General features: G+C 69.6%; 21 protein-coding genes. 10 read left to right on the top strand and 11 right to left on the bottom strand.

Translation table 11 applies throughout. From position 1 onward, the window contains the following. The first annotated feature begins 1 nt into the window (after position 1). Positions 2–730, top strand: coding sequence for a Uma2 family endonuclease (locus tag OXG55_08330; GenBank protein ID MCY4103249.1), 729 nt, complete (start codon positions 2–4; stop codon positions 728–730). 230 nt (positions 731–960) lie between these two features. Here the strand turns inward: OXG55_08330 and OXG55_08325 are convergent, their stop codons facing one another. The 4 genes from OXG55_08325 to OXG55_08310 all read right to left on the bottom strand — a co-directional run bounded on the left by OXG55_08325 (position 961) and on the right by OXG55_08310 (position 4,811). After that, a complete protein-coding gene (locus OXG55_08325; GenBank protein ID MCY4103248.1) occupies positions 961–1,839 on the bottom strand; it encodes a DUF6159 family protein in 879 nt (292 codons plus the stop codon). 108 nt (positions 1,840–1,947) lie between these two features. Next, positions 1,948–2,937: an oxidoreductase gene (locus OXG55_08320; GenBank protein MCY4103247.1), complete on the bottom strand. Its 990-nt coding sequence runs from the start codon at positions 2,935–2,937 to the stop codon at positions 1,948–1,950. 75 nt (positions 2,938–3,012) lie between these two features. After that, positions 3,013–3,774, bottom strand: coding sequence for a hypothetical protein (locus OXG55_08315; protein ID MCY4103246.1), 762 nt, complete (start codon positions 3,772–3,774; stop codon positions 3,013–3,015). Next, a complete protein-coding gene (locus OXG55_08310) occupies positions 3,771–4,811 on the bottom strand; it encodes a hypothetical protein (GenBank protein ID MCY4103245.1) in 1,041 nt (346 codons plus the stop codon). The genes OXG55_08315 and OXG55_08310 overlap by 4 nt, the downstream gene beginning before the upstream one ends. A gap of 200 nt (positions 4,812–5,011) precedes the next feature. Here OXG55_08310 and OXG55_08305 point away from each other — a divergent pair, with 200 nt between their 5' ends. Both OXG55_08305 and map read left to right on the top strand, forming a co-directional pair. Then, positions 5,012–5,875 carry an enoyl-CoA hydratase gene (locus OXG55_08305; GenBank protein ID MCY4103244.1) on the top strand — a complete coding sequence of 288 codons (864 nt, stop codon included), beginning with the start codon at positions 5,012–5,014 and terminating at the stop codon, positions 5,873–5,875. Between the two features lie 4 nt (positions 5,876–5,879). Then, positions 5,880–6,827: a type I methionyl aminopeptidase gene (gene map, locus OXG55_08300; GenBank protein MCY4103243.1), complete on the top strand. Its 948-nt coding sequence runs from the start codon at positions 5,880–5,882 to the stop codon at positions 6,825–6,827. 1 nt (position 6,828) lies between these two features. Here the strand turns inward: map and OXG55_08295 are convergent, their stop codons facing one another. The 5 genes from OXG55_08295 to mutM all read right to left on the bottom strand — a co-directional run bounded on the left by OXG55_08295 (position 6,829) and on the right by mutM (position 11,815). After that, a complete protein-coding gene (locus OXG55_08295; protein MCY4103242.1) occupies positions 6,829–7,668 on the bottom strand; it encodes a DegV family protein in 840 nt (279 codons plus the stop codon). A 70-nt stretch (positions 7,669–7,738) separates the two neighbouring features. Further along, positions 7,739–8,992 (bottom strand): MFS transporter, encoded by a 1,254-nt coding sequence (locus OXG55_08290; protein ID MCY4103241.1) that lies wholly within the window; start codon positions 8,990–8,992, stop codon positions 7,739–7,741. 40 nt (positions 8,993–9,032) lie between these two features. Next, the gene (locus OXG55_08285) at positions 9,033–9,713 is read right to left on the bottom strand and encodes a glycerol-3-phosphate acyltransferase (GenBank protein MCY4103240.1); all 681 of its coding nucleotides are present in this window, start codon (positions 9,711–9,713) and stop codon (positions 9,033–9,035) included. Between the two features lie 86 nt (positions 9,714–9,799). Continuing rightward, a complete protein-coding gene (gene selD / locus OXG55_08280; GenBank protein ID MCY4103239.1) occupies positions 9,800–10,858 on the bottom strand; it encodes a selenide, water dikinase SelD in 1,059 nt (352 codons plus the stop codon). A 159-nt stretch (positions 10,859–11,017) separates the two neighbouring features. After that, entirely contained in the window at positions 11,018–11,815 is a 798-nt protein-coding gene (mutM, locus tag OXG55_08275) for a bifunctional DNA-formamidopyrimidine glycosylase/DNA-(apurinic or apyrimidinic site) lyase (GenBank protein MCY4103238.1), read from the bottom strand. 341 nt (positions 11,816–12,156) lie between these two features. Here mutM and OXG55_08270 point away from each other — a divergent pair, with 341 nt between their 5' ends. From OXG55_08270 to OXG55_08260, 3 genes are all read left to right on the top strand, one after another. Then, positions 12,157–12,573, top strand: a complete 417-nt coding sequence (locus OXG55_08270; GenBank protein ID MCY4103237.1) for a hypothetical protein — start codon at positions 12,157–12,159, stop codon at positions 12,571–12,573. 1,022 nt (positions 12,574–13,595) lie between these two features. After that, positions 13,596–16,958: a hypothetical protein gene (locus OXG55_08265; protein ID MCY4103236.1), complete on the top strand. Its 3,363-nt coding sequence runs from the start codon at positions 13,596–13,598 to the stop codon at positions 16,956–16,958. Positions 16,959–17,242: 284 nt separating this feature from the next. Then, a complete protein-coding gene (locus tag OXG55_08260; protein ID MCY4103235.1) occupies positions 17,243–17,581 on the top strand; it encodes a hypothetical protein in 339 nt (112 codons plus the stop codon). Positions 17,582–17,593: 12 nt separating this feature from the next. Here OXG55_08260 and OXG55_08255 read toward each other — a convergent pair whose 3' ends face one another. Together OXG55_08255 and OXG55_08250 are read right to left on the bottom strand one after the other, a co-directional pair. Continuing rightward, positions 17,594–20,500 carry a hypothetical protein gene (locus OXG55_08255; GenBank protein ID MCY4103234.1) on the bottom strand — a complete coding sequence of 969 codons (2,907 nt, stop codon included), beginning with the start codon at positions 20,498–20,500 and terminating at the stop codon, positions 17,594–17,596. A 24-nt stretch (positions 20,501–20,524) separates the two neighbouring features. Continuing rightward, positions 20,525–21,466: a PD-(D/E)XK nuclease family protein gene (locus tag OXG55_08250; GenBank protein ID MCY4103233.1), complete on the bottom strand. Its 942-nt coding sequence runs from the start codon at positions 21,464–21,466 to the stop codon at positions 20,525–20,527. Between the two features lie 209 nt (positions 21,467–21,675). Here OXG55_08250 and OXG55_08245 point away from each other — a divergent pair, with 209 nt between their 5' ends. Genes OXG55_08245 through OXG55_08230 form a run of 4 tightly spaced genes read left to right on the top strand, consistent with a single transcriptional unit; the run spans position 21,676 to position 25,200 of the window. Further along, entirely contained in the window at positions 21,676–22,005 is a 330-nt protein-coding gene (locus tag OXG55_08245) for a DUF192 domain-containing protein (GenBank protein MCY4103232.1), read from the top strand. A gap of 5 nt (positions 22,006–22,010) precedes the next feature. After that, positions 22,011–22,856: a 16S rRNA (cytidine(1402)-2'-O)-methyltransferase gene (rsmI, locus tag OXG55_08240; protein MCY4103231.1), complete on the top strand. Its 846-nt coding sequence runs from the start codon at positions 22,011–22,013 to the stop codon at positions 22,854–22,856. Positions 22,857–22,890: 34 nt separating this feature from the next. After that, the gene (locus OXG55_08235; protein ID MCY4103230.1) at positions 22,891–24,399 is read left to right on the top strand and encodes a class I tRNA ligase family protein; all 1,509 of its coding nucleotides are present in this window, start codon (positions 22,891–22,893) and stop codon (positions 24,397–24,399) included. A 9-nt stretch (positions 24,400–24,408) separates the two neighbouring features. Next, positions 24,409–25,200 carry a TatD family hydrolase gene (locus OXG55_08230; GenBank protein ID MCY4103229.1) on the top strand — a complete coding sequence of 264 codons (792 nt, stop codon included), beginning with the start codon at positions 24,409–24,411 and terminating at the stop codon, positions 25,198–25,200. The last annotated feature ends 38 nt before the right edge of the window (positions 25,201–25,238 follow it).

The following is a 25,238-nucleotide window of genomic DNA, read 5'->3' as shown; positions in this document are numbered from 1 at the left end:
GGTGAGCGTGCTGGCCGACTTGGATCCCGACGTGGCGTACCCCGCCACTCCCAGCGTGCCTGACTCGGACCTGCATTCGCTGGTGCGCTTCCTGTGCTACGGCGCGCTGCGCGGGCACTTCGCGGGGCTCCGGGGCTGCTTCGTCGGCCAGGACCTCAATGTCTATTACCGCCCGCTGCCGGCCCGCAGGGTGGTCGCGCCCGACGTGTTCGTGTGCTTCGGCGTGGAGCCCCGCCGCATCCAGGAGGCGGCCAGCTACCGGCTCTGGGAGGTGGGCGCGCCGCCCGCGTTCGTGCTGGAGGTCGCCTCGGAGCGCACCTACCGGAACGACTTGGACGACAAGCCCGCGGCGTATCTGGAGATGGGCGTCAGCGAGTACTGGCGCCTCGACCCCACCGGCGGCGAGTTCTACACGCCCGCCCTGCAGGGCGACCGCCGGGAGGGCGGCGCCTGGGCGCCGATAGCGGTGGGCACCGACGACGGCGGCCGTCTGCGCGGCCACAGCCGGGTCCTCGGCTTGGATCTTCACGCCGAGGACCACCGTCTGCGCTTTCGGGACTCCAGAAGCGGCTGCTGGCTAGCCGATCCAGACGAGACCCGCCACCAACGGGACGCTGCCGTGGCGCGTGCCACGGCCGCTGAGGATCGTGCCGAGGCCGCTGAGGCCGCCCGTCGCGCATCTGAGGCCGAGGTGGCCGCCCTGCGGGCCCGGCTGGGCGAGCAGGCGTAAGCCCGAGCCCCGCCCCTGCCGGAGGCGGCAGGCTCGCCGCGAATACGAGCGATGGTTCGTTGCGTGCGCGCCCCATGCCGGTCTCGCGGGAGCGGTGAGGACGCGCCATCGGGTGTGTGACGGCCAGTGCATCGTCGTGGACGGCTGCTGGACCGTCCAGGGAGTCTCGGACCGCCCCGACTGGCTCGACGTGTGACGCCCGCCCCGCCGCCGGCGGGGGAGCGGTAGCGCTATGTGCGGTAGCGGCCGGGTTGTCCCCAGTTGCTGCCGCGTTCGCGGTGGCCGAAGGACCGGCCCAGGTCGACCTCGGCGAACTCGGCCGGGGACTCGCCGGTCGTGGCGTACTCGTAGAGGGCGGTCTGGTACACGGCGCTCAGCGCCGAGGCCACCACGGCGCCGAGGATCATCAGCAGGCCACCGACGATGACACCGAAGACCCCCAGCGGTCCCGTGCCCAGGAAGATGGCGATGAGCAGTCCGGGCGCCATCAGGACGAAGCCCACGATGGAGAGCCCGGCCTGGGCGACGAGGTTCTCGCCCCAGGTCCGCCGCAGCAGGTTCTTGGAACGCCCGAGGGCCCCGAACGCGCCGACGCGCTCGGCGATGATGATCGGCATCACCAGGAAGGTCATCACCCGCCACGCCAGATCCAGGAGACCGCCGAGCAGCGCCCCGGCGAAGCCGGCGCGGTCGCGCGCCGCCGCCTGGATCGAGTTGATGATGATGCCCACCACGACGGCGATGATCGCCCAGACGGCGATGGTGCCGAACCGGCCCGAGGCGCCGCGGATGGCGCTGGCCACCGTGGGGTCGCCACCGGTGAGCCGCTCACGGGCGCCGTGAACCAGGGCGCCCTGGAAGAAGTAGACGGCGACGGTGCTGGCGACGACTCCCAGGACGACCAGCCACCTCGATCCGCCACTGACCTCGAAGTCCCCCCAGCCCACCGCCGGGTCGTAGTCGATCAGCACGATCAGGCCGAAGACGACCCCGGCGATGATCAGCGCTGCCAGGCCGCCGAGGACCGGCAGCCACAGCAGCTCCTTGTCCTTGCGCAGGACGCGCCAGGACGTCTTGCCGAGTTCCCAGGATCGTGCGAAGTAGCCCATCGGGTCTCTCCTCGTGCTCGATGCGTTCCCGCAGCCGCCGGGAGGGACTGTCGCTGTCGCCGCCCCGGGCCGCCGGGCCGCAGCGTACCGCCTCGCCGGGTCTGATTCTCAGGCGTTCACGTCCACCACGACCCGGCCCCGCACCGCCCCGGCGAGGATGTCAGCGGCCACCCGGGGCACCTCCCCCAGGGGCACCTCGCTGGTGATGGACTCCAGGGTGCCTCCGTCGAGGTCGGTGGCCAGCCTCTGCCAGGCCTCGGTCCGGCGCGCGGCCGGCTGGTAGACGCAGTTGACCCCCAGCAGGCTCGCCCCCCGGAGGATGAACGGGAACACGGTGCCGGAGAGATCCGAGCCGCCGGCCAGGCCGCAGGCGGCCACACAGCCCTCGGGCTCGAGCGCCGCGATGAGGTTCACGAGCGTGTGGCTGCCGACGGTGTCCACGCCGGCCGCCCAGCGGGGCCTCGCCATGGGTCGCCCGCCGGGCTCGCTCAACTCGCTGCGGTCGATGATGGCCGCGGCGCCGAGGCTGCGCAGGTAGTCGCCCTCGCTGTCCGCCCGACCGGTGGAGGCCACCACCTCGTAGCCCAGTTTGGCCAGCACGGCGACCGCCACGCTGCCGACGCCCCCGGCGGCGCCGGTGACGACGACCGGGCCGCCCTCGGGGCCGGCGCCGTGGTCCTCCAGGGCCATCACGCACAGCATGGCGGTGTAGCCGGCGGTGCCGATGGCGGCCGCGGCGCGCGTGTCGATGCCGGCGGGCAGGCGCGTCAGCCAGCCGGCCTCGACACGCGCCTTGGTGGCCATGCCGCCCCAGTGCTTCTCGCCGAGGTCCCAGCCGTTCACGGTCACGCGGTCGCCGGGTTGCCAGTCGGGGTGATCGCTTGCCTCGACGACACCTGCCAGGTCGATGCCCGGCACGAGCGGCCAGTTGCGCACCACCGGCGCGCCGTTGCAGATCGCCAGGCCGTCCTTATAGTTGACCGTGGAATAGTCCACGGCGACGGTCACCTCGTGGTCCGGGAGCTGATCCTCGGCGAGCCGGCTGATGCTGTGCTGGAATCCGTCTTCGGTCTTGGAGAGCAGCAGGGCGGTGAACATGCGGGCCTCCCGGGCGCCTGGGCGGGTACGGCCCGAGCCTATGGGGCCGCAGGCTCCCCGCCGACTGCCGTAGGTTCACACCACCAGACCCTGGATCTCCGCCACGGGGGCGTAGACGGACGAACTGCGGGTCACCGCTCCCAGCGGGCCGCGCATGCCGCCGAGGCCCACGGTCGTGAAACTGCCCACGAAGGTGACGGTGGCGGTGATCTTGTAGCGGTCCCTCGGGGCACCGTCGGAGGAGTGCCGGTAGGTGTACCTGCAGGTGCTGAGCGTGTCGCTGAAACCCGGGATCCACGGGGTGCCCGGGCCCAGGCAGGTGATCGCGTCGCCGTTGCCCATTTTCCAACGCACCACGGTGGGTGTGGCGAAGATCGTGACCACGTACCCCCAGACCATGATCGTGGTGCTGTAGGTGCGCCAGTACGACGGCGGCAGCCAGAGCCACGTCGGGGTCTGCACCAGCAACCCCTTCCGGTAGCCCGGCGAGGTGTGGATCGTCGGTCGAGGCGGGTTGAGCGCTCCCATCGCCGACGAGATGACCGAGGACTGGCCAGGGCGGGGCCGCGACTTGCTCGGAGCCAGGTTGAGGGTCTGGATGTACTTGCCGTCGGAGTCGCAGATGTCGACGTTGTAGGTGCCGTCGTCCTGGAGGTAGAAGGGTCCGCAGTAGTTGAGGCTGCTGCCTGTGTTCTTCGGCGGCGGTTCCTCGACCGTGGGGCGCTCGACGGTGAGTGTCGAGCAGAAGTTTTTGCCGTCGCTGCAGTTCTCGACCTCGGTCGAGTCGGCCGCGGCGACGGCGGGCGCCCCCACAGACAGCGCCCCGGCGGCTGTCACCAGGGCGACCGCGACGTGCCCGCGACGCCGTCGCGTTCTGATCCGACCGGTGACGCGAGCGCGGTTCCGGGGGGTGCCGGCCGCCAGTGAGTGTTGGTCTGCAGGATGCATCCGTCCGTCCTTCCTGTGTGAATCGCCTGTTCGAAGATCTCCGCCACGCGCCAAGTGCCGCCCTGGCGCCGCATCAGCGCCAGATGCACCACGGTGGCGTGCTCGTCGTTGCGCACGCGACCCGTCGCCACCTCGTAGAGGACGGCGGTGTCCACGAAGCAGTCCAGGACCTCGGCGCTGTCGGCGTCCCAGCCCTCGATGTGGACGACCCGGCCGGCACCGTGATCGCCGGGGAGGCGCAGGGCGACGCCCTCGGCCACGCGCCCACGCAGTACGCCGACGGTTCGGCTGCGCAGCGGCTCGACGCTGTGCCTTCCGATCCCCGGATGGTCGGGGTTCACCGGATGGCTGGCCGCAGCCCAGTAGCTGTCCCAGAACGCGGTGTAGGCGTCGAGGATCGCGCCGGCGACATCGGCAGGTGGCTCCTCACCGTGGCGCGAGGATGCGAGCATCACCGGTCCGTGCGGTGCCGCCCACTCGCGTTCCGGCCCGTCAGGCGCCGACGGTCCGGGCAGCACCTCGACCGGTCCCGGCGACGTGGTGGCGGCGGATGCGCCGCGTTCTCTCTCGGGCGCCGGGATCCCGGTGCCACCGCGGGCGTGGCCGGCTCGAACGGCCTCAGGACTCCATCCCGGCTGTGGCTCTTCGGGAATCGCCGGGCCCGGTGGATGGTCGACGGTTGCAGGATCGTCGGGTTCACCCGGCGATCCGCGAAGGTATCCGTTGTGTGCGGGCGCGCCGGGGGTGTGGCCGGCCTCCCCGGCTGACAGCGGGGACAGCGGGTGGCCGGCCGAAGCCGCCGCCAGGTGCGCGAGAGCGGCGGCGCCGTCGGTGGCGTCCTGCCCACCTGACACGCAGGCCGGGGTCAGAATGATTGCGGCGACGAGCCCGATCGCCGCGCCGCCTGTGCTCGGCCCGCGCCGCATCGCGCCGGACAGAAGCGTAATCAGCCGTCTTGCACACAGTTTCATGCATCAGATAATACATGAAACTGATTGAAACAACGTTTACAGTGCCGAATATTCTGCCGTTGGTCTGCCGCAGCAGGTCAGACTCGGTGTAGATCACCTGTGTGAGCGGCACGGCCTCCCGGGCGGCGCAGGTGGCGCGCCGTTAGGCTGGCCGCATGGCCGGGGGCAACGGATCGCAGGCCACGGGCCATGTGCGCGTGAGCCGTAACGGCGACATCGGCGAGGTGCTGCTGGACAATCCCGCACGTCGCAATCCGCTCAGCCTGGCGGTGCTGCGCGATCTCATCACCGCGGTCGGTGGGTTCGGTGCCGATCCCGCGGTGCGGGTGATCGTCGTCTCGGGGACGTCCCCCGCCTTCAGCGCCGGTCACGACCTGGCAGAGATGGTGGACCGCTCCGACGCCTTCTACGAGGAGCTCTTCGACGTGTGCTGCGAGTTGATGGCGATGATCCGCAGCGTGCCGCAACCGGTGGTGGCCGCCGTGGACGGCATCGCCACCGCGGCCGGCTGCCAGGTGGTGGCGGCCTGCGACCTTGTCGTGGCGACCGACCGGAGCCGCTTCGCCGTGCCCGGGGTGCGCATCGGCCTGTTCTGCTCGGTGCCCATGGTGCCGCTGTCGCGTGCCATCGGGCGCAAGCGGGCTCTGGAGATGCTGCTCACCGGTGACCCCATCGACGCCGCCACCGCGGCTGAGTGGGGTTTGGTGAACAGGGTGGTGCCCGCCGGGGAGCTGCAGGAGGCGGTGGCCGACCTGGCCGGACGGATCGGCCGCTTCAGCGCCGGCGTGCTGGCGATCGGCAAGAGGGCCTTCTACGAGCAACTCGATCGCGCCGAGCCCGAGGCCTACGAGTACACGCGTCAGGTCATGGCCGCCAACGCCGCCATGGACGACGCTCAGGAGGGCATCGGGGCGTTCCTCGAGAAGCGCCCGCCGGTCTGGCCCGCGCCGCCGCCGGTCTGGCCCGCGCCGCCGCCGGTCTGGCCCGCGCCGCCGCCGGGCGACCCGGCCGCGGTGTAGGGGAGTGGCCAAGCGCAAGCGGCGGCCGCTGGTGCGGTCCGCCTCGGTGCAGCCGGGCATCGTCGGGCCGCCCCGACCGGTGCCTCGCCACATTGCCCGCCCGCCGTATGTTCGCAACGCGCGCGGGGAGCCGGGACCGGCGCGCATGTCGCCGGTGCGCTCGCAGGCGGAGATCGAGGCGATGCGCCGCGCGGGGGCGGCGGCCGCGGAGATCCTGCTCATTGCCGGCCGGCAGGTCTCTCCCGGTGTCACCACCGACGCCATCGACGAGGTCGTCCACGCCGAGGTGCTCGCCCGAGGTGCCTACCCCAGCCCGCTCGGGTACCGCACCTTCCCGAAATCGGTCTGCACGTCGGTGAACGAGGTCATCTGCCACGGCATTCCCGACAGCCGTCCGCTGGTTGCCGGCGACATCGTGAACATCGACGTGACCGTGTACCTCGATGGGGTGCACGGCGACACCTCGGCCATGTTCTGCGCCGGCGAGGTGGACGCCCCGAGCCGCCGGCTCGTGAGCGGGACGCTGCGGGCGCTGCAGGCGGCGATCTCGGTGGTGGCGCCCGGCGTGCCGGTCAGCGAGATCGGCAGGGCAATCGAAGGCGTGGCGCGTCCGGGCGGTCTCGGGGTGGTGCGCGAGTTCGTGGGCCACGGCGTGGGGACCGACTTCCACGGCAACCTGCAGATCCCGCACTATCACGATCCGCGCAACTCGACGCCGCTGGCCGAGGGCATGACCTTCACGATCGAACCGATGCTCACGCTCGGCAGCCCGCAGGTGGAGTTGTGGAACGACGGTTGGACGGCGGTGACGGCCGACCGGTCGCGCAGCGCGCAGTTCGAGCACACGCTCCTGGTGACCGCCGACGGTGCCGAGATCCTCACCGTCACCGCCGACGGCCGCTGCGCGCACGGCCTCTCGGAGGCGCCGGCGCCGGGCGTGCGGGCAGGCTGACCTAGAGCGGATCCTCGGGCGTCTCCCACCACCAGGCGAGTCCCGAGACCCCCACGCCGGCGGTGGCGACCAGTGCCCCGCCGAAGCCGCCGATGAACGCCGTGGCCGGCTCGGTCTCCGCTGTCACTGCCGCCAGGAGGGCCTCGGCATCGGTGGGCGCGCCGGCGTGGACGGCGGCGACGTGCAGGGCGCGGACCTCGGCCGGGCGACTCTGGCGCCACTGATCCAGGATGCGCCGGTGGGCGGTCTCCGTGTTGCGGCTCGGCAGCAGCCGCCGGATCCGACCGTCGTGCACGTCGAACATCGGTCGGACCCCCAGCCGATCCCCGGCCCGGCCGGCCATCGAGGGGATCCGCCCGCTTCGCACGAGTTGTTCGAGGCTGCCGAGCACGCCGATGAGGCGCGCTCGTGCGGCGACGCGGCGGGCGATGTCCGCCGCCTCGGCCAGGCCGGCGCCGCGCCGTGCGGCGACGGCCGCGGCGTGCACGGCCAGGGCCTGGGCGCCCGCCGCGTTGGCGGTGTCCACCACGATCGTGGAACCCTCGGCCTCTCGTGCGCCGAGCACGGCCGCCCGGTGGCTGCTCGACAGCTTGTCCGAGAGGGTCAGCACCAGCACGCCGTCGGGACTCTGGCGTTCGCGCACGGCGCGGGTGAATGCGCCGGCGCTCGGCGCCGCGGTACTCAGGGTGCCCGCGGCGAGGAGTTCGTGCGGCGGCAGGGCGTCGTCGGCGATCTCCCTCCCGTCGACGGTGAGCAGGATCGGCACGACGCTGATGTCCAGGTCCCGCTGCATCGCCGGCGGGAGTGCGGCGGCGCTGTCGGTGACGACCGCGACCGTCACGCCGTCACCGCCGGCCCCGAGACGCCCGGCAGGCGGGCGCGCCCGGTTGCTGCAGCACGTGTCAGGACGGTCACGAAGCGTTATTCGTATCCGGATCTTCGAGCGATCCGGCGCGCACCGCCACAGCGCTGCCCACGACGAGGATTCCCGAAGCCAGGAGAACGAGCCGGGTCCCGCTGAGCGTCCAGAAATCGAAGATCGTCACCTCGTCGAGAGCGTCGCGGATCGCACCGGCCACCACGGCGGCAAGCCCCAGCGCCATCCGGATGACCATGTGGAAGGCGGCGAACGCGAGGCCGCGTTCTATCTCGGTGGTACCGGATTGCAGGGCTGTCATGCCCGACGTGAGCGCCACCGTCGCTGCCAGGCCGAAGCCGAACGCACCCAGATAGGTCAGCCAGAGCACGGGGCTGAGGCTCATGCAGGCCACCAGTGCGCCCATGGTCAGGGTGCCGTAGCGGGTCATCTCCATCAGCGGGAGCGCGAGTTGGGTGGCGATGATCAGGCCGGCGCCCGCCCCCACGCCGAAGACGGCGATCAGCACTCCGAATTCCAGGTTCGATGCCGCCAGTTCCACGAGTACGAGGCTCAGGCCCAGGGAGAACAACGCGCCGAGCCCGAGTGCCACCGCGGCGGCCGCGGGCATGATCGAGCGGACCAGGGGAATGTGCACGGCGTCTCGCAGACGTCCCGCGCTGGTGCCTGCCACCACGACGCCGGTCGGTTTCTTCAGGGGTGCCATACGGGCGATGAGCAAAGCCGAGACCAGATAGGTCAGCGCGTCGATCCAGAACACGACGGCGTGCGGGCGGGACTCCAGCCAACCCTGGTCCGCGAACGGCAGCAGGGTGAGGACGGCGAAGGCGCCCGCGCCGACGGGGATGCTCCCGAAGGAGGACCCCAGCATCAGGCTGTTGGCCGTGGGCAGGTCATCGGGCTCGGCGAGGTCGGGGACGGCGGCGTCACGGGCGGACAGGAAGATGACGCTGGCGGCCTCCAGGACGAACGCCCAGAGGTAGATCCACCAGAGTTGGGCGATGAGGGGGATGATCGCCACGATCCCGGCGCGCAGCAGATCCGTCGCCAGCATCGTGCGGCGCCGGTCCCAGCGCAACGACACCCTGGCGGCCACCGTGCCGCCCAGGGCGGCCGGCAGCAGCCGCAGCGTGAGGATGCCGCCCACGGCGCTCGTCGAGGACGTGACCTCCCAGGCCAGCGCCATGAGCGCGAAGGTGGCCATCCAGTCGCCCAGACCCGAGACGCCCTGGCCGACGAGCAGGCGCCGGAAGTCGGTGCCGCCGAGGACGCGGCGCAGCGAACTCACAGCGCCATCCCGGCGGTTGCGGCGCCCGGCCGCGGAAGCCTCACGGCGCACCGTCGTTGTCGTAGAGCAGGCGACGCAGTGCGACGCGCGCCCGGCGGCCTGCCGGGGGCACGGTGTTGTTGGCGGTGAGTCGCTTGAGCAGCATCGGGGCCACCACCACGGAGCCCGCCAGCGCAGCGTCGCGGCCGCCCCAAGACAGCGCCAGCAGCGGCAGCGCCACCATGGCGGCGAAGGACGCCAGCCCGGTCTGGCGGATCACCCGCCCGATCCCCAGCCCGGCCAGCAGCAGAACCGCCCCGGGCCAGTAGACGACCGCCAGCGCTCCCATGGCGGGTGACACACCGCGCCCTCCGGCGCCACGCAGGAACGGCGACCAGTTGTGCCCGGCGACCGCCGCTCCCGCCGCCAGGGCGCTCACCAGGGGCGCCGAACCAGCAGCGAGGACCCCGGGCACCGCCTTGGCGACGTCCATGAGTCCGCCCACCGCGAGGGGGGCGAAGCCGGCCACGCGGTACAGCGCTGTGCCCGACACGGTGCCGCTGCCGACGGACCGCAGATCCGTTCCGGCGACCGACTGAGCCAGGAGGTTGGAGAACGGGATCGCTCCCAGCGTGAAGGAGACGATCACAATGCGGACACCCTGTGCGATGAGGTAGTCCTGGGTCACGAACAGCGAAGCCGTCGACAGCGCGACCACGCCGACCACCAGGACGACTGCCACGCAGACCGCGGGGCGTGGGGCGGTAGCGCGGCGACGGGCGTTTCCCCCCGTACCGGGCGATGCGGCTGGTTCCTCGCCGCAGTGGCTCACGACTCCAGGACCAGCTCGATTTGCCCCGCAGGCAGCGAGCCGGTGGTCTCGCCGATGACGGCGGCGGCGTGCCCGGCTGCGGTGAGTGCGCTCACGAGGTCCCCGGCGGAGCCGGGCGGGCACGCCAGGAGCAGGCCGCCCGAGGTCTGCGGGTCGGCCAGGATGTTCAAGAGCACCGCGTCGGGCTCCCCGGACCGCAGGCGGAGGTGCCGGCCGACGGCGGCCAGGTTGCGGCCGGTCCCGCCGGGGACGTACCCCGCTGCGGCGAGGGAGGTGACCTCGGGCAGCAGCGGGACCTCGGCCACGTGCAGCGCCGCGCCGATCCCGCTGGCCGCGCACATCTCCTGCAGGTGCCCGAGCAGGCCGAATCCGGTCACGTCGGTCGCGCCCGTGACACCGGCCTCGACGGCCAGTTCCGACGCCTTGTCGTTCAGCCGGCACATCTCGGCCACCGCGGCGCCGAACGCAGTCTCCGGGAGGACGGGGTCGCCGGGTGGGAGGATCTTGTGCGCCGTCGTGATGATGCCGGTGCCGACAGGCTTGGTGAGGACGAGACTGCGGTCCGCGCCGGTGCCTGCGCAACGCATCAGCCGGTCGGCTCGCGCCTCACCGGTTACCGCTTGCCCGTACATCGGCTCGGGTCCCTCGGTCGTGTGGCCGCCGATCACCTGCCAGCCGCCCTCGGTGGCCATCGCCGCGCCGCCGCGCAGAACATCGCCCAGCAGTTCCAGCGGGAGGCGGTCTCGCGGCCACACCGCCAGGTTGAGGGCGAACAGTGGGCGCCCGCCCATGGCGTAGACGTCGCTGGCCGCATTGGCGGCGGCGATCCGGCCCCACGTCTCGGCGTCGTCGGTGACCGGCGGGAAGAAGTCCACCGTCGACACCAGGGCGCGCCCGTCGGACCGGCGCCACACGGCGGCGTCGTCGCCAGTACCGATCAGCAAATCGGGGTGAGCGTGCGTTGGGAGCGAGCGCAGGACCTGCGCCAGGTCACCGGGACCGAGCTTGCCGGCTCAACCCGCGCCGTGGCTGTACTGCGTCAGGCGGTGAGTCATGGGAGGGGTCTCGTGTCGTGTGTCGTGTCCGGTCATGGGGATATGCCCGGCCGCCGTCAACGCTAGTTCTCGTCACCCGGCGCGGCCGTACCGCCCATGTGCCAACCGCGCTGTCCCTTTCCCGCCGTGGTGGACAGAGCGCTCGGCGCCGGGGTTCGTTCAGCGCTGGCAGGCGGGGCAGTACGTGGTGTTGCGGGCGTCGAGGACGCGGGTTCGCAGTTCGGCGCCGCAGCGGGGGCAGGGTTCACCGCCGCGGCCGTAGCAGTCCAGATGGGCGTAGTTGTCGCCCCCCGGGCCCAGCAGGGTGCGGTAGTCGCGGAACGTGGTGCCGCGGTGGGCGATGGCCTGCCGCAGCACGTCCGGGATCGCGGCGTGCAGGGCCGCGGCCTCGGCGCGGGTTATCCGGCGCTTGGCGGGGTTGATGCCGGCCCGCCAGAGAGCCTCGTCGGCGTAGATGTTGCCCAGCCCCGCGACCGGGCGCTGGCTGAGCAGCTGCGTCTTGACCCGGCGCCGGCTCCGGCGCAGCGCCGACCAGAGCCCCTCGGCGCTGAACCCCTCGCCCAGCGGCTCGGGTCCCAACTGCGCCAGCGTGGGGATGGCGTCGTAGCACCCCGCCGGCACGACCCGCACCCTCCCGAACCGGCGCACATCGTGCAACTCCAGTGCTGCTCCGTCGTCGAGACCCCACCAGGCCCGCACATAGTGGTCGCTCGGCGGGGCGGCGGCGAATTGCAGCCTCCCGGTCATGCCGAGGTGCAGCACCAACTCGCGGCCGTCGTCCAGCGCGATGAGCAGGTACTTGCCCCGCCGGGCGACAGCATCGACCTTCGCCCCGGTGACATCCCGCGCCGGCAGGAACTTCTCGCTGGAGTGGCCAGCCGCCTCGGTGATCCGGCGCCCGACCAGCCGCGGCTCCAGCTGGCGGCGGATCGTCTCGACCTCGGGCAACTCAGGCACCGCGGCACCTGCCGACCCCTCCGGGTGGGCTGTGGTGATGGAGGACTCGCCTCGCCCGCTCCAAGTGTCCGAAGCGAGTCGATGATCGGTATCGTTCCACGAACGAGCAGTATGCCTCTCCGAGCCGAACCGGTAGACCGCAGCGGTGGCTGCGATCCAGCGCCCCGAGGCTCCGTGACCGCGAGCGCGCGACTTCTTGCGAAGGTCCCCTTCAGCGGTGCCTTCGCGTCTTCGAAAGTCGGCAGGGTGATTCCGCGGTCGCCAACTGCAGGAACCGGGCACCCGGCGCCGACCAATCGATGGTCGGCAGCCATGAGCGTCCGGCTCGGATCTGGAGGAACGTGCCTCGTACCTACGACAACCGCTATCCCGAACATCTGCTTCAGGAGATGGCTGCGGCGGAGCGCGCCGGCGCCGTTACCGTCGAGGTGCCGAGCACAGAGTTCGAGACCCTGGTTGAACTCGGAGAACCGATGATCTACGTCGTTGTCGGAGATCGGCCTCTGGTGTGTCGCCGTCATCTGATGGGTGAGCAAATCTCGCACGCGGTGCTATCGCGTGGGGGTCCTGTGTACGCAGCAGGAGAGATCGAGGTCGTGAGAGATGGAAGTGAGCAGTTGGTGATTCTCGTCAATAACAGGAGTGGCCATTACCGCCCGGGCCCAGAGAGTCTCGTGGTTGCGCGGCAGGCGCTCGAGGCGCGCGGGCTGCGAGTGTTGCCGGGCAGCGTTCAAGCTCGTGGCCGGAGTTTGCCATGAGTGCCCGCGATTCCGTGCGACCCGAGCGTCTCGATCCGATTCTCGACCGCCTCGGCTGCGCAGCAGACGCGGATGAACTCGAGTTGGTCTGGGCGGAGGGGCTTCGCCTTTACCGCGTGTCTGCTGATCGAGAGCGGATTCTGGCAACAGCGGGCAGTCGACTGAGGGCTTTTGACAGCGCGCCGGATGATGCTCTGAGGCGCAGTTGGCTTCGGCAGGTGGCCGCAGAGGTCGAGAGTCGGGGTGATGCCGTGCTTGGCGATGTGTTGGCCCCCGTTGCAAGCTCGGAGTTGAGGGAGGCGTTCGCTTACGCCAAGGCGGACTTGGCGGAACTCCGTGCGGCCGGCGAGGCCGGGGAGACGACTCGGGGGTTCGTCACGCGACTGCCCTCTGTCGCGGCGAGAGTGCGCGATCTTGGTCGGATCGCGAATCGCCTGCGCGGCACTGGGCTGCTGGCTCTCGTGAGCGGGGAGGAGGCCGACTTGGCGCGGAGTCTGGCAGACGGGCTGATATCTCGAAGACACCTCATGGCAACGGTGCCCGAGTCGATGCGCGTCAACCGCGACCGGCTTCTTCAGTGGGCCAGAACCGCTGAAGCCGAGCGGGAGCTACCGAGGCTGATCCGCAGCCTGATCGCAGAGACCGAGCCGTCGGCGGAGTGGATCGACATGCCCGCGGGAACAGATGTCGGAACGGCGGGCTGGGACGGCGTTGTCAGGTGCACTGACGGGAATCGGTTCGTGCCGGCGGGTCGTTCGAGATGGGAACTGTCCACGCAGCAGACTGGATCCCATGGGAAGGCATGCGAAGACTACTGGAAGCGCCTAAGGCAGACCTCACCCGCCGAGCGCGCCGACGAGGCCTACGTGGCAGTGGTCTGCGCGCCTTGGACAAAGGCGCGCTCGTTCGCCGACGAGAAGGAGCAGGCCGGCGATTACCGGTCTGTTCTGGCGTTGAAGGTGGACGACATCGTGTCCTGGCTGGAGTGCGCTCCGGTCACGACCGTCTGGCTGCGTGAGCAGTTGGGCGAGCCGGCGCGCGGGCTCGAACTGGTCTCGGCTTGGTGGCATCGCTGGCTCGCTACGACCAGGATCCCTCTCGGTGTGGAGGTGGTGCTCGCAGGCCGTGGCGATCAGGCCGACCGACTGCGTTCCCTCTGCAGCGAGCAACGCGGCGGAATCATCACGATCGGCGGCGATATGCATAGCGAGGAGATCCTCGCCTTCGTGACGGCAGCGCTCGTCTCCGGGCCGCCAGGCGAATGGCCGCGGGGCGACTTCCTCTACGTTGACGACAAGGAAACGGCGCAGCGTCTGCTGGCCGCGGGGACACGCGAATCCTCAGGGCGACAGTCCAGAAGCGTCCCCGGGATGACGGTGGTTGTTCCGTCGGCCGATTTTGCGCCGTGTCTTCCGCCGGACAGCACTCACCGCCTGATCGTTCCCATACCTGGAAGTTCACGGGCTGACATCGTGCTGGATGCCGTGGACGCCGCCGCTGTGGCGGATCAGATGAGAACTGCCGGAGAGGACTTCTTCACCGCTGGTGAATTCGGCGCCTTGGCGCGGATGAGCCTCTTGACACTCCGCCGAAGGTTGGCCACCGAACCGGACCTGCATCGCCCGGCTTGGGCGGTCGGTGCGGTTGACAAGATCCTGCGTAGGAGCATCATGCTCAACAGCTGGAACCAGACCAGCGATGGTGACCGCAGCGTCGTCGAGCGTTTCGTCGGTTGCTCGGACGAAGATGTCGTCGAGGCGCTGCACACGGTCGCCAGTGAGCGCGAGCCGCCGATGTTGCTGACCGATGAGCGATGGCATGTGGTCGCACCGGCCGACGCGTGGGCTCTCATCGACGATCAGATCTCGCGAGAGGACCTCGAGTTGCTCGGTGACCTTGCAGCCGAGGTTTTGACCGAACCCGATCCGCTCTACGGATTGAGCCAGACCGAGCGCTTGGCAGCGCAGTTCGAAGGTGTCAGGGCCCGATACTCGCCGCAACTCCGGAGCGGTGTCGCCACGACGCTTGCGCTACTTGGAACCGTCCCGCCGCGGCTGCGAGGCGATGTAGGGTCTTCCGCCAACGCCGCCGAACACATCGTGGCGCGGATCCTGCGTGCAGCGAGCGACGACCCAGATCCGACGACCTGGGTGTCAGTGGCTGACATTCTGCCCCTGCTGGCGGAGGCTGCCCCGGCCCCGGTGCTGGCGGGTCTGCGGTCGTGCCTGGCCGAACCTCACCGGTTCGCGAGCGTGCTGTTCGCCGATCGCCAAAACGACGACTTCGGGTTCCCGACGGATTCGCCGCACTTGCGTGTCCTCGAAGCGTTGGAGCTCCTGGCGTGGTCCAACGACTACATCAAGCCGACCACCGACCTTCTCGCGGAACTCGCTGAGTCCGACCCTGGCGGCGGCTGGTCGAACCGACCCGGCAAGAGCCTCGCAGAGATCATGTGCCCCTGGAGTCCCCATACGTCCGCGGACAGTGAACAACGGTTAGCGGTACTCGACATGCTTCGAGGTCGCCACGGTGCTGCGGCCTGGGATCTCATGCTGTCGATGCTGCCCAGCGCGACGGACACGGTGTTCGACAGTCCCGGCCCGCGTTTCCGCCCCTGGATGGACTCGAGGCCAGTCGTTACCGAGATCGAGTATGACCGAACCGTCTCCGCGGTCGCGTCCCGGCTCGTCGACGATGCAGGGACAGAGCCAGAACGCCTTGCCGTGCTCGTCGAACGTGTCGGCGACCTCGCTGCCGCCGCTCGCAAATCCCTGCACGCATCGTTGGCTGCCGTAGCCGACTCAGGCCCCGGTGAGGAAATCAGATCTGCCGTCTGGTCTGCGTTGCGTCGAATGATCTCGCTTCACCGCGACTGCAACGGCACGAGTTGGGCTCTCCCCGAGATCGAACTCGTGGAGTTCGAGGCGCTGCTCGAGCCCCTGCGTCCGTCAACACCGCTGAACGCGTATGGCCTGCTGTTCGGCGGCGGGTTCGGACACATCGACGGGATATCGCCGCTGGACCATGAGGCGTACACGGAGGCGTTGGCAGCACGGCGGGTCAAGGCGATCGAGGCGATCCTCGATCTCCACAGCATTGGCGAGTTGCTTGAGTTTGCTGCCGCAGTGGCCCAGCCATATGAAGTCGGGCTTGCGCTGGCAACAATCGGAACGGATTTCGATAGCGACATGCTCTCAGCGATGAACGCCGCGCCTGAAGCGGTGACCCAGATGGCGCTGGGCTACTTCTGCAGCCGGTTCAGCGACCACCGGTGGGACGGCATTCGCTGGCTAATCGAACATCAATTCTTGACGGCGCAGGTGACGGCTGACCTGTTCAGGGCGATCCCAGCCACGCAGCGACCCTGGCGGGAGGTCAACAAGTTGGGCGGCGATGTCGCTGCTGAGTATTGGGGGCGCGCCGGCTACTGGTACGTAGGGTCGCCTCCCAGTCTCACCGAAGTTCTTGAAGTGTCCCAGTGTCTGCGAGGAGCCGGACGCGCCGGCTCAGCTGCGTCATTTCTGGCACCCCATTTGCACACCCTCGGATCCGAGCCGCAATTCGCAGAGGAGGCGGCCGCCTGTCTCGAGGAACGGGTCGAACAGGAAGACTGGCAGACACGGACTAGCCCCCTGGACCGCGACTACTTGACCCTCCTGATGGACGCCCTGGATCGCCATCGAGAGCATCTCGGTCCCGGACGCGTCGCGGCGATCGAGTGGCGTTACTATCGGGCGTTGCGGCATGACTCCCGTTTCAAGGCACCGAACCTGTATCGAGAGTTGGCACAGAACCCCGATTTCTTCGTCTCGCTCGTCGAACTCGCCTTCAAGCCCGCTCATGCAGCGCCCGAAGTTCGGCCCGAATTGAGCGACGCCGACCGCCGGCGGGCACTCAACGCCGACAGCCTGCTCCGCTCGTGGCCCTCCTCGCAGGTCTCGCCCGGCGCCGACGAGGATGGCAAACTCGACGAAGAGAAACTCAACAACTGGGTCGACCGCGCCCGGGACCGCCTCGCAGAAGTCGACCGAGCGGTCATCGGCGACCAGATGATCGGCAAGGCACTGGCGGTGTCACCCCCGGACCCCGGCGGCGAATGGCCGAGCCTCCCGGTACGCGAGTTGATCGAGCGCCTACGAAGTGACGACGTCGCCCTCGGCCTCCATGTGGCTCTCCGCAACCAGCGGGGTGCGACGAACCGCTCGCCGACCGACGGAGGCGACCAAGAGCGCCAACTGGTCGCGACGTACCGCGAGAAGAGCCGCAATCTCAGCAGTTGGCCGCGCACGGCGGCCATCTTCGAAGGACTGGCTGCCAGCTATGAGTCGGACGCTGCACTGCACGACCGCTCGGCAGAGGCGGTCCGCCGCGGGTTGCCGTTGTGATCTGACGGCAGCGTCGCCCAGAGGGTCGCCGGGCGGTGTCCGCGAGCGGGCAGCCGCCGACGCGGCAACACCGTCGCCCCCGAGCTCAGCCAGAGCAGCGCCACCGAGGCCTACCCGGTTGAAGTCCGTCGAGAAGCTTCTACCGTGCGGGGAGAGCGCCTCCTCACAGGCGGTCGCGACTTCCCTCGGTTTAGAACGCGCACGTTCGTTCCGACTTCGTATTCCTGACGGTGATCCTCCGAGCTTCCCCCTGCTGGCAAGACCATCGACTGGAAGAGTCGCGCATGGAACCGATCACATCACCGGAAGAAGCGACCCGACCCCGCGCTCTGGTCGCAATCGACATCGAGACGTCGGCGGCTGGGATCGCAGAGGAGGTCGCCCGGCGCTTCGCCGATCCCGATCATCCGCTGCACGGCTGCCAGGTGGTCTGGTCGGCTGACAGCCAGTGCATCTGGGTGGTGACGGCAGAGGGGCCATGTCTTGACGAAAGGTACACGCTTGTCGAGATATACCCGGAGAGGTCTTGGACCGGGGGCTGCGCGGACTACGAAGAAGGGCCGACGACTGGCTGGCGAGTCAGCACCCCGTCGGAGATCGTTGACCTGCTGGGCGAAGCCTGATCGCTCGGAAGTTCAATCGTGGGCCGAGGGTGCCGTCGCTTTGCCCCCGTGGACTGTGGGCTCGGCGCACCACTGCTCGCGGAGGGTGCTGAGAGGCGCGAGGATCTCCTCCGGCAGTCCGAGTGCCTCGCAGAGCACTGCCTTGTCGAGTGCGGCACGCACAGGGTCACGGTAAGCCTCGTTCGCAGGCAGCAGGTCGCTATTGGCGAATTGGTCGAAGGCGGCGTCCAGCGCGTCGAACTGCTTGCTGCTGAGATCGCGGCAGTCGATCACGCGGAGTTCGCCGAGCCTGCCGATCGAGAGAATCGACCGTCCCTGCTGCTGACGGGAACCGACCCACCAATGGGCGATCAGCCCGAGGGTGGTGGCGAACCAAAGCACCGCAGCCTTCTCGTGGGAACAATCGTCGAGTAGATACGAAGGCCAAGCCCGGCCACCGATTGTTCGCCTTCGCGTGAGGCAGGCCCCGAGGCTCTGCGAGTTCAACCTGAAGTCGCTACTCAGATGAAGGCGCGTGCTCGTCTCCCAGAGTTCGAGTGCTTTGTCACGCCTGCCCGGGAGGATCCGACCCTGGCTGTCGGGCGCGACCACGAGCCCGCGTTCCCTGGCGGCGTGGTGCCGCCATAGCGCCGGGTAGGAAGGAGTTGTACTCGGCGGGAGCTTCTCGATCTCGAACGGACCACGTGCCGTCGTGCCGCCGCTTCGAATGTCAAGGTGATACGGACCCGGGGTACCGAGTTGGCTCAGGGTGGTGACGGGTATCGGAAGCTGAGCCAAGCCAGCAAGTTGAAGCTGTTGGCGCCCTAAGGCAAGGGCGGTCTCGATCACGTCAGTCTCGGCGACCTGGGCGCACCCGCCGTCGTCAACTGACGCGCGGGCGAAACATCCGACGATGTCATTGCCGACTCGGAGCCGTCCGGTCGGCCTCATTCGGTCGATGTTCCGAATGGCTCGCGCGATCTCGACGGCTTCCGGGATGCTGTCCGGCCGTCTTGCCAGATTGACCCACAGCACGGCCGGTGCCGGCGCTTCGACGGCCTCATTCGCAGCGAGTCGGGTCGCGACGATGAGTGCTTCGGCCATATCGGTGTCAGCTGAGAACGCGCTGGAGCCTGAACTGGCTCCAGAGATCGTCACGATGATGGTGTCTCGGTAGTACTTGCCAAGCAGACGTCGTGAGGGTGCCCACGCGTCACCAGACGAGACCGTCGAGGGTAGGACGAGGGCGATCTCCCCTCCAGCCTTGACCTTGCTGTGGGCCAAGTCGAGGAAGTTGGAGGCGAGTCCGGCATTCCCGTGACCGGCTGGCTCGTGGTCAAGTTTTCGCCTCAGTCGTCCCAGCCTCTTCGACATCTCCCTCTGTTCCAGCGTGGACGTCTCAAAGCCGGCGAACGATGGCACTGGCACGTCGGCGATCTCGTGGTTCGTGGGTCGCGTGAAGGGTGGATTCATGATCACCAGGTCGATGCTGCCGTTCGGTAGATCGAGTTGGTGATCACCCGAATCGGCAATCTCTCCGGTTCCGGTAACCGTCGTTGCGCCGGTGCCCAAGAGGCTGGGCGCAGCTGTGTCGTCGAGCAATTCGAGTGAGCCGATGAAGATGCGTGTCCCGCCCCCGGGGTCGTGCTCGCCGTATGGCATCGTGTGGATACGAGTATTCCCGAAGGTGACCGTGGGATGCGCGGCCGTCAATTGTGCGGCAGTCAGGTGTGTCGCCGCTGGCATGATGTCGCAGCCGACCATGCCACGCTCCATGAATCCTGCATGCAGGTTCCTGTCGTCCAGGCCGCCTCGACGGACGCGGGACACGATGCGCCGGTAGACGGCCGAAAGCAGCGCTCCAGTGCCACACGCGAGGTCGGCGATTCGGAGATCACCTACTGCCTCCGGATCGTGCCAATTTGTGCTGAGGCGTGCCACCGCAAGTTCGGCGAGCAGCGTTGCAGAGGACGGACGCGTGTAGAACGTGGCGAGAAACTTCCTGTCGGCAATGAGCTGTCCGAACATCTGCCCGGCCATATCGCCGATGGTTGTTGCACCGAGCCCCCGGAGCCTGCTTGCGGTGTCGCTCAACCGTGACAACGCCTGTCCTGCGATCGCCTCGTCGAGGGCGACGAGAACTCGACGAGCCACGTCAAAAATCGGCCAGTAGTTGACTTCGAGGATCGCTTGCCAACACGCCGACACCTCTGATTGCAGGAGGATGTTGCCGTAGCCGCGCATCGAGGGGTCGGTCAGCGATCGGATCTCCGGGTTGACAGCTGCGATCGCCGAATGGACTGTGAGAGCGTTGGCAATGATTGCGGCAGCCATCCTTGTGGTCTGTTCACCATCTCGCTGGTGCACAATGGCCGCCATCTCATCGAGGCCCGCCTGATAGGTGTCCTCCATTCCTCGTCTGATGATGGTCGACGCCTGCCGCACCCCGCTCTCGAGCGTGTTGACGCCTTGCGCCAGCTGGCGGGGCGACACCGCGACCGTCTCGACAAAGCCGGCTAAGTCCGCAATCGAGCCTTCGATCCAGCCGTTGTCCGGGAACCATGACAGAGTCTGGGTGCCGTTGGTACAGACCCTGTAGGCATACCTAAGCGTGTCGAGCGGGGTTCCGGGCGCGCGTGCCGCAACCGGGATCCTGACAGCGACCGCCTGCTCGACAGGCGACCCGTCGGCGAGGAACGTGTCGCCGAGCCGCGCTAGGGCATCCTCCTCAACGGTCCGCGCCGGCTCAATCTCCGTTTCCAGGATCACACCGCCGAGATGCGCAACGTTGGTAATGACAATGTCGGGCTTTCGGCCGACACCCTCAGTCAGGACGTCTGTGCTCTCGGCAAGAACGGTCTGCTCGTTCCATGCAGGGTGCAGTTCGCGTAGGGCGGCGGCGAGGTCGTGATTAATCGACCCTTCGGTCTGGCGGGCCATCGCCTACTTGCCTTCGGCGGAGAGCTAGACGGCCTCGGCGAGGGCGGGGGCGTCGGGGCGGAGGGCGCCGGCGAGGTGCCGGCGCTCGACCTCGGCGAGCCCCTCGGGGCAGTGCCGCACGAAGGCGCACCAGCCGCACAGCGGTCCGGGTTGTGGCGGGAAGTCGCCGGTCGCCGAGCGTTCGAGCAGCTCCTCCCAGGTCTCGGCCAGGCGGCGGGTCACCTCGGCGATCGTCTCGGCGGTGACGGTGGCCTCGTCGATCCGCTGGCCCAGGTACATGAGCCGTGCCCGGGCCGGCAGGGCGCCGTGGATCTCCGTGAGGGCCGCGGCATAGAGCAGCACCTGCTCGAGGCGGCTCTCGGAGAACTTCCGGCCCGGAGCCCGCCCGGACTTGTAGTCGCTGACCACGAGCCCGTCGGCGCCCTCCTCGACCCTGTCGATGTAGCCGATGAACGGGACCCCCCCGATCTCCACCGACACCTCGGTCTCGGTGGCGACGATGTCCACGGTTGTGGGGTCCTCGAGGTCCCAGAGACCCTCGATCGCCCGCCAAGCGGTCCACTTGAAGTTGCGGACGCCGTCGGCGTCGAGTTCGAGCGCCGCGAAGTCCTTGTCCGACTCCATCTCGGTCCATACCTGGCCGGCGAGCGAACGGGCGCTCTCCAGCGTGCGCTCGGTGGCGTCGAGCCCCAGCAGTTCCTCGAGCACGCGGTGGGCGAACGTGCCCGCCAGTGCCGCCTCACCGGGAGGGTCGGGCAGCTTGTCGACGTAGCGGAACTTCCAGCGCTGCGGGCATTGCCGGAACATGGAGGCGCTGGAAGGGGACAGGTGCTTGGGGCGTACCGGGATGTGTACGAGGGTGCCGGTCTCGCCCTCGCCGGAGGCGTCGCCACCGGCGGGCATCGCTGCGGGAGCGGATCGGGAGGCAGCGGCGGTTGTGCCGGTGTCGGCATCCGTGGATTGCATGCGTGTAGTTCTATCACCTGGCTGTGACACGGAACCGACACACGCGAGCGGATCCGCTGCACCCGGCGGATGCCGGCCAGCGTTGGGCGGGGTCGTGGCGCGGTCCTGCCCGGACGAGCGTATGGGGGAGCAGAACATCGGTGATGCTCGAGAGCACCCCGGGCAAGCGGCGCAACCGCTCTCGGGTCGGGGCCCGGCAGACTGGAACGATGCCGTGGCTCGTCTCGGGGGACAAGGTGCTCGCCTCTCTGGAGGTGGCGAGCAGCGCCCGCCGGCGGGCCCGGGGGCTGCTGGGCCGCGACGCCCTGGAAGGGGCGCTGTGGCTGCCGCGCACCCGCTCGGTCCACACCTTGGGAATGCGCTTCGCCATCGACGTGGCCTACTGCGACGCAGAGGGGCAGGTGCTGGCGATCGTCACGATGCGACCGTGGCGGCTGGGCAGACCGCGCCTGCGGGCGCGCAGCGTCGTGGAGGCGCAGGCGGGGAACCTGCAGCGCTGGGGAATCACCGCCGGCAGCACCCTCGAAGTGCTGGAGTAGCCGCGATGCCCCGCGGACCGGCGCTCGTGCTGGTCGCCACGCCCATCGGCAACATGGGAGACCTGCCGCCGCGGGCCGTCGAGGAATTGACGGCCTGCGACGTGATCGCCTGCGAAGACACGCGGCGCACCGGCCGCCTGCTGTCGCTCGCCGGCGTGTCGCCGACGGAACTCGTGACGGTCAACGAGCACACCGAGGCCGTGGCGGCGCCGCAGCTGGCGGCGCGCATCAAGGCGGGGGAGCGGGTGGCCTACGTCACCGACGCGGGCACGCCGACGGTCGCCGATCCCGGCGAGCGTCTCGTCCGGGCAGTGGCCGACGCCGGTTGCACGGTGACCATCGTGCCGGGGCCGTCGGCTCCACTGGCCGCGGTGGCGGTCAGTGGTCTGGCATCGGGGCGCTTCGTCTTCGAGGGATTCCTGCCCCGCCGGGGCGCGGCGCGAGCCGAGCGTCTGGCGGAACTGGCGGCATCGGGGCGGGCCGTGGTGCTGCTCGAGGCGCCCCACCGCTGCGCCCGCACCGCGGTCGACCTGGCGGAGTCGTTCGGGTCGCAGCGGCGCGTCGTGGCGGCGCGCGAGCTCACCAAGCTGCACGAGGAGATCTGGCGGGGCAGCCTCGTCGAGCTGGCCGCCTGGGCGGGAGCGGGGATCCGCGGCGAGGTCGTCCTGGTGATCGAGGCAGTGCCGCCGCCCGCCCCGCCCACCGACGAGGACATCGCCGAGGCCGTGGCCGAAGCGCGCGCTGCCGCGCCGGACGCCTCGGTTCGCGACATCACCTCCGCCGTCGCCGGCCGCCTGGGTGTGAGCCGCCGGCACGTCTACGAGCAGGCCCGCCAACTCGAGGGGATCTGACAGACCCTGCGGGTGGCGCCGGTATCGTGACGGCGTGGGCCGCTACTTCTACACGACCCCCATCTACTACGTCAACGACGTGCCGCACATGGGTCACGCCTACACGACGTTGAACGGGGACGCGCTGGCCCGCTGGCGGCGGATGCACGGCGACGAGGTCTTCTACCTCACCGGCACCGACGAGCACGGCCTGAAGGTGCAGCGCGCGGCCACCCAGAACGGCCTCAGCCCCCAGGAGCAGGCCGACCGCACCAGCAAGCGCTTCAAGGAGGCGTGGGACCTGCTGGACATCGCCTACGACGACTTCATCCGCACCACCGAGCCGCGCCACCACACGGCGGTACAGACCTTGCTGGAGCGCTGCTACGAGAACGGCTACGTCTACAAGGACACCTATCAGGGCGCCTACTGCGTGTCCTGCGAGGCGTACTACGCCGAGGCCGACCTCGTCGACGGCAACTGCCCGATCCACGAGTTCCCCGTCGAGCAGATGTCCGAGGACAACTACTTCTTCCGGCTCTCGGCGTTCCGGGACCGGCTCCTTGAGTGGTTCGAGGACGTCCCCGACAACATCACTCCCGAGCGCTACCGCAACGAGGCGCGGGCGCTGGTGCGGGGCGGACTGGAGGACCTGTCGATCACCCGCACCTCGCTGCAGTGGGGGATCCCGGTGCCCTGGGATCGCCGACACGTCTTCTACGTCTGGTACGACGCCCTCACCAACTACGCCACCGCGGCCGGCTACGGCACCGACGAGGACCGCTTCGCCACCTGGTGGCCGGCGGTGCGGCACCTGCTCGGCAAGGACATCATCCGCTTCCACTGCGTGTACTGGCCGGCCATGCTGATGGCGGCGGGCGTGGAGCCCATGCCGCGGTTCCATGTGCACGGCTGGCTGCTCGTGCGCGGCGCCAAGATGGCCAAGACGAGCGTCGTGCAGATCGCGCCGGCCGACCTGGCGGCCAGCATCGGCGTCGACGGTCTGCGCTACTCGGTGCTTCGTGACAACCCCTTCGGCCCCGACAGCGACTTCAGCTACGAGGCGCTGGTGCAGCGCTGCAACAGCGACCTGGCCAACGGACTCGGCAACCTGCTGCAGCGGGTCACCACCATCGTGGCCCGTGCCGACGGCTCGGCTGGCAGCGCCCCGGCGCCCGACAGCCCCCTGGCCTCCGTGGCGGCGCAGGCCTACGAGGCGGCCGCGGCGGCGTGGGCCAGGGTGCAGCCGTCGGTGGCTCTCGAGGAGACGTGGCGCCTGGTGCGGGAGACCAACGAGTACCTGCAGGATCGCCAACCGTGGAAGCTGGAGCCGGGGCCCGAACTCGACGCCACCCTCGGCGACGCCTTGGAGGTCCTGCGGATCGTGGCCGTCCTGGCGCACCCGGCGATCCCGCGCTCGTGCGCCGAGGTGTGGCGGCGCATCGGGCTGGACGGCGACCCGTCGGAGGCGCGGCTGCCCGAGGCGGCGCGCTGGGGCCAGTACCCGGCCGGTCTGACGGTCACCGTCGCCGATCCGCTGTTCCCCCGCCTGACGGTCGACTGAGGGGCAGGCGTGGGTGACGCCGCGCCCGCCGGCGCTGCGAGCGGGCACTGGATCGACACGCACTGCCACCTGGAACTCGAGACCTGTGACAGCGAGGTGGCCGCGGCCCGGCAGGCCGGCGTCGTCGCGCTGATCGCCATCGGCACCGACGTGACCGACTCCCGGGAGGCTGTGGCGATCGCAGGTCGCCATCACGACGTGCGGGCCGCGGTGGGAGTGCATCCACACGAGGCGGCCGGTGGCATCGATGGGCTGGCCGACCTGCCGGGGCTCGCCGATGTCGTGGCCGTCGGCGAGTGCGGTCTGGACTATCACTACGACCATTCGCCCCGCCCGGACCAGCGGCGCGTCTTCGCCGCCCAGATCGGGCTGGCGCACGAGACGGGGCTGACGCTCGTGGTGCACAGCCGCTCGGCGTGGGACGACACGTTCGCCATCCTGGCGAGTGAGGGAGTCCCGGAGCGAACGGTCATGCACTGCTTCACCGGCGGGGTGCCCGAGGCCGAGCGAGCGCTGGAGATCGGGGCGTATCTCTCCTTCAGCGGCATCGTGTCGTTCCCCAAGGCGCGCGAGGTGCACGAGGCGGCGGCGCGCTGTTCCGCCGACCGGCTGCTGGTGGAGACCGACGCCCCGTTGCTGGCGCCCGTGCCGTTGCGCGGCAGGCCCAACAGTCCTGCCAACGTGCCCCTCGTGGGGGCCGCGCTGGCGCGAGTCCGGGACAGCACACCGCAGGAGGTGGCGGAGATCACGACCGCGAACGCCCGCCGGGCGTTCGGTCCGGAGAGCCTCTCGGGCGGCTGAGCCACTTCGTCGCCGACGTCGATCCGTCCTAGCCTGCT

It is taken from the genome of bacterium (assembly GCA_026708055.1).
In the GTDB taxonomy this organism is placed as follows: Bacteria; Actinomycetota; Acidimicrobiia; order Acidimicrobiales; family CATQHL01; genus VXNF01.
This window is presented reverse-complemented; position numbering and strand designations above follow the sequence as displayed.